Raw genomic sequence first — 4,509 nt, 5'->3', positions numbered from 1 at the left:
ACGGCCGACCGGCGCAGGATTGGGGAACCTCCGGCGGCATGCCACCACGCGAGCGAGCTGCGGTAGCGCCGCAGGGTGGCGGGGGAGCGGCCGTCTGCGGCAGCCGCGGCCAGAAAGGCCGCCACGGTCTCCCGGCTGGCCGGCATTGCTTGGCGCTTGACCCGTCCGCACCAGCTCACGAACAGACGTCCGTCGCCGAGCAGGGCACGCCGGGTGGACGCCGCCATGGACCGGGCGGAGAAAGCGGCGCGGAGGCGGTCAACATCACCGGCTGATAGGGCAGGCTCAAACGCGAAGGGAATGGCGGCGTCCGGGGCCGTCAGTATGCGATCGGTGGGCATGACACCATCCTAGTGCACTGACTCATTCAGAAGGTGCAGGCAAACGGCTGAGTTTATCGAGGATGGTGTCGGCGGGCTTGGTCCAGACGAAGGGCCTGGATGCCCTGTTGTGCTTGCGGATGTAGCGGGCGATGGCGTCCTGGAGGTCGGCCACGGACTTGAACACGCCGCGCCGGATGCTCCGTCGGGTGATGATGGAGAAGAAGCCCTCGACGGCGTTGATCCAGGAGGCTGAGGTGGGCGTGAAATGGAAGACCCAGCGCGGGTGATCGGCCAACCATTCCAGCACCTTGGGATGCTTGTGGGTGGCGTAATTGTCGACGATCGCGTGGATCACCTTGCCGACCGGCACCAAGCGCTCAACGGCGTTCAGGAACTTGATGAATTCCTTGTGGGTGTGCTTGGGCAGGCAGCGGCCGACCACGGTGCCGTCCAGGGTGTTCAGCGCGGCGAACAGCGTGGTGGTGCCGTTGCGCTTGTAATCGTGCGTCATCGTCCCGCACCTGCCGGGCTTCAGCGGCAAACCCGGCTGGGTGCGGTCGAGCGCCTGGATCTGGCTCTTTTCGTCGATGGACAGCACCACCGCGTGGCAGGGCGGGTCCATAGTAAGCATCCGCTGAGTGCCGCGGTCAGGCAGCTTTCGTCTGCTCGCGGATTGCCTTCCATTCCCAGGGCAGGAGTTCGCACAGACGGGTTTGGGGCATGTCGTTGATGCGCGCCAGCACATCGGCGAGCCACACCTGGGGATCAAGGTTGTTGAGCTTGGCCGTGATGATCAGGCCGTACATGATCGCCGCCCGCTGCCCGCCGCGATCGGATCCGCAGAACAGCCAGGCTTTCCTCCCGAGGGCGATCCCGCGCAGGCCGCGTTCGGCGGCATTGTTAACTGGCATGCTGTTACCTGGCGCTGGCCGGTTCTGGCGATTAGATCGCGGTTGCGGTATCTATCGTCCACCGGGATAGGGGCGCCGGGAGCATGAAACGGCGGCAGGCCGTCCTTACGATGAGCTGCGAGCTCGCGTTGTTACATGGCCGCCTCCTACGACTTGCCCGGTTGCGCTGCGAGCGCGGATCCGTAGATGTCGTGCAAGCCCGCCAGCTCCCGAACCACCACTGGACGGACCACTGGAGGGAAGGAGCATGCGCATCATCGGCATGGATATTCACCGCTCGTTCGCCCAAGTCGCCTTCCTGGTGGACGGCCAGGTGACAAAGGAAGCCAGGGTCGACCTTGCCCATGATCGCTTCCTGAAATTTGCCAAGACCCTTGAGCCAACCGACGAGGTGGTCATCGAGGCCACCGGCAACAGCTCGGCTGTGGAGCGTGTCCTGCGGCCTTTCGTCAAGCGGGTCGCCGTGGCCAACCCCCGGCTCGTGCGGGCCATCGCCTATGCCCGCGTGAAGACCGACAAGATCGACGCGGTGATCCTGGCGCGCCTGCATGCGGCAGGCTTCCTGCCGGAGGTCTGGGTTCCCGATGATGACACAATCCGCCGCCGGCGGATGGTCACGGAACGCTCGGGGATCGTCGAGCACATGGTGCGGGTTAAGAGCCGCATCCATGCCATCCTGCACGGGAACCTGATCCCGAAATACGAAGGCTGTCTGTTCAGCAAAGCCGGCCGTGCCTGGCTGGCACGCCTGCCGTTGCCGTCCGAGGAGCAGGCCATCCTCGCCCGCCTAGTGGCGGAACTGGAACGGGTGAGCGCGCAACTGACCGAGATCGACAAGCGGATCGCCCAGCAGGCGCTGGACGATCCGCAGGCTTGCCGGCTGATGACCATTCCTGGGGTGGGCACCGTGGTCGCCCTGACCGTCTTGGCGTCAATCGGGACGATCTCCCGTTTTCCGACCTCCGAGAAGCTCAGCAGCTACTTCGGTCTGACCCCGACGACCCAGCAGTCCGGCGACCATCCGGCTCGCCATGGGCGTATCTCTCGACAAGGTAACGCTGCGGCCCGCGCGGTGTTGGTCGAGGCCGCTTGGTCGGCGAAGATGGCGCCGGGACCGCTGCGGGCCTTCTTCAACCGGGTACAGAAGAAGGCCGGAGCCGGCGCGGCCGCGGTGGCCACCGCCCGCAAATTGGCGGTCCTCATCTGGCATGTGCTGAGCGATGACAGGGACTATGCCTACGCTCGCCCCGCCTTCACGGCCATGAAGTTGCGCAAGGCCGCCCTGAAGGCAGGCGCCCCGCGGGAATACGGCAAGGCCGGCCCTGGTCGGGACTACTGGATCAAGGAGATCCGGCAACGCGAGGCGGAGTATGTCGAACGCACCGAACGCGCCTACGAGCGGATGGTGGAAGCCTGGAAGGAGCGACCATCGGCACCTGCCGGATGACGCCCCCCGCGTCAAGGCGTCCGCTCCGCGGCCCCGCGCTGACGCGCGGCTGCGGCCTTGACCCGGGCTTCGTCATCCGGCGTTTGGCCAGCATGCTGTCGGTGCTTTGCACCGACAGCATCGGTCCAATACCCAATTGGAGGTTCTCAACATCATCCGTGGTCAGGCACAGCCGGCCGTCGCCGAGGAAGCGGGTGAAGCCGTCCCAACGCGTCAGCATGTAGTCCATCGCCTTGGCCACCGGCGCGTGCTTCGACATCCCGGCCCGGGCTGCCCGCATCCAGGTCTCCAGTTCCTCGATCCGGGGTTTGGACAGCTCGGTGCGCACCGCCAGACGGTCGGCCGCCGAACGCCCCAGCGCCTCACGCTCGATGTCGAACAGCGGGTCGATGCGCCGCACCGCCTCCAGCGCCAAGGGCGAGATCGGCGGCGCTCCCTTGCCGCGCCGCTTGTTGGCGGCGATGTCGGCCAGTTCGAAGAATTTCCGACGCGCGTGCGCCCAACACAGGGCCTCGGCCACGGGCTCCGGCTGGCGGCTCGCATCGTAGAGGCGGTTGTAACCGGCATAAGCGTCGGCCTGCAGCCCCCCGGTCCAGCCGGCCAGGTGCGCCTCGGGATGCCCGCCGCCGCGGTCGCGGGAGTAGTGGAACAGCGCCGCCGGCGCCGCCTCGCCGCCAAACGGCCGGTCATCGCGCACATAGACCCAGATGCGGCCGGTGTCGGTCTTGCCCTTCGCCAGCACCGGCACGGTCGTGTCGTCTCCGTGCAGCCGCTCCGCCGCCAGCACATGCGCTTCGAGCCGGTCGAGCAGCGGTTTCAACACTCCGCAGGCCGCCCCCACCTGGTCGGCCGCGGTGGACAGGCTGATCTCCATGCCCTCCTTGGCGAAGCTTGGCGAAGCGCTCGCACTGGCGGTTCAGCGGCTGATGCTGGCCGAACTTCTCGAACAGCTGTAAAGGCCGAATGAAGTTTCCCCAGAACGGTCGGTCGAAAAATCCCCAGATGGTTTGAAGGGCTATGGATTGGCTTCGGTGTCGGCGCTCCTCGCTTTTGGTGGCCGCCCTCGGCGCCGTGGTGCCGGTGGCGGAGCGGTGATAGGCCGGCTGCGGTTGTTGTCCGGCATCAGTTCGGCGTGACGGCGCAGGCGGTAGCTGGCACCTTCGATCTGCACCACCACGGCATGGTGCAGCAGGCGGTCCAGCAGGGGCGGTCCAGCAGGGCGGAAGCAACGACGGTGCCGCCGAAGACATCGCCCCATTCGGCAAAGCCGCGGTTGGAGGTCAGGATCATGGCGCCGCGTTCATAGCGGGCGTTGACGAGCTGGAAGAACAGGTTGCCGCCGCCGGGGATCACCGGCAGGTATCCGATCTCGTCGACGATCAGCAGCTGTGGCCGGCACAGGAAGCGCAGGCGTTCCCGCAAGGTCCCCTCGCGCTCGGCCTTGGCCAGCGAGCTTACGATGTCGGCCAGGGTGGCGAAGTAGACCGAGCGGCCGGCCTTGACGGCCTCCACTCCCAAAGCAAGCGCCAGGTGCGTCTTGCCGCAGCCGGGCTGGCCGAGGAAATGGACCACCTCGTGCCGGTCGACGAAGTCGAGCTGCGCCAAGGTCATGATCCGATCGCGATCGAGCGAGGGCTGGAAGGAGAAGTCGAAGCCGGTGAGCGTCTTGATGGAGAGAAGCCGGCCCATCTTCAGGGCCGCCTTGATGCGGCGCCCCTCGCGCAACGTCAGCTCTTCACCCAGCAGGGCGTCGATGGCCTCCAGAGCGGAGAGTTCGCCGAGTTCCAGCCGGCGCAGGATGTGCTCCAGCGCTCCAAGGCGCGCGGCA

At 66.6% G+C, this 4,509-nt stretch carries 2 protein-coding genes and 4 pseudogenes; 1 reads left to right on the top strand and 5 read right to left on the bottom strand.

All coding sequences use genetic code 11. From position 1 onward, the window contains the following. The 3 genes and pseudogenes from I71_RS20265 to I71_RS20255 form a co-directional block, all read right to left on the bottom strand. The coding region (locus tag I71_RS20265; protein WP_042697147.1) for a site-specific integrase at positions 1-341 on the bottom strand (341 nt) is incomplete at its 3' end. 22 nt (positions 342-363) lie between these two features. Next, positions 364-951 (bottom strand): annotated as a pseudogene (locus I71_RS20260) (IS630 family transposase); the annotation flags it as partial. A 19-nt stretch (positions 952-970) separates the two neighbouring features. After that, a pseudogene (locus tag I71_RS20255) lies at positions 971-1,225 on the bottom strand (transposase domain-containing protein); the annotation flags it as partial. Between the two features lie 271 nt (positions 1,226-1,496). Here I71_RS20255 and I71_RS20250 point away from each other — a divergent pair. Next, complete coding sequence (locus I71_RS20250; RefSeq protein ID WP_083897282.1) at positions 1,497-2,681, top strand: IS110 family transposase; 1,185 nt, start codon at positions 1,497-1,499, stop codon at positions 2,679-2,681. 127 nt (positions 2,682-2,808) lie between these two features. Here the strand turns inward: I71_RS20250 and I71_RS20245 are convergent. Both I71_RS20245 and istB read right to left on the bottom strand, forming a co-directional pair. Then, positions 2,809-3,631, bottom strand: a pseudogene (locus tag I71_RS20245) (IS66 family transposase); the annotation flags it as partial. Between the two features lie 65 nt (positions 3,632-3,696). Further along, positions 3,697-4,509: pseudogene (istB, locus tag I71_RS20240) on the bottom strand (IS21-like element helper ATPase IstB); the annotation flags it as partial.

The organism is Azospirillum sp. B506 (genome assembly GCF_000333595.1).
Taxonomy (GTDB): Bacteria; Pseudomonadota; Alphaproteobacteria; order Azospirillales; family Azospirillaceae; genus Azospirillum.
Note: the sequence above shows the minus strand (reverse complement) of the source record. Positions and strands in the feature narration are given on the sequence as shown.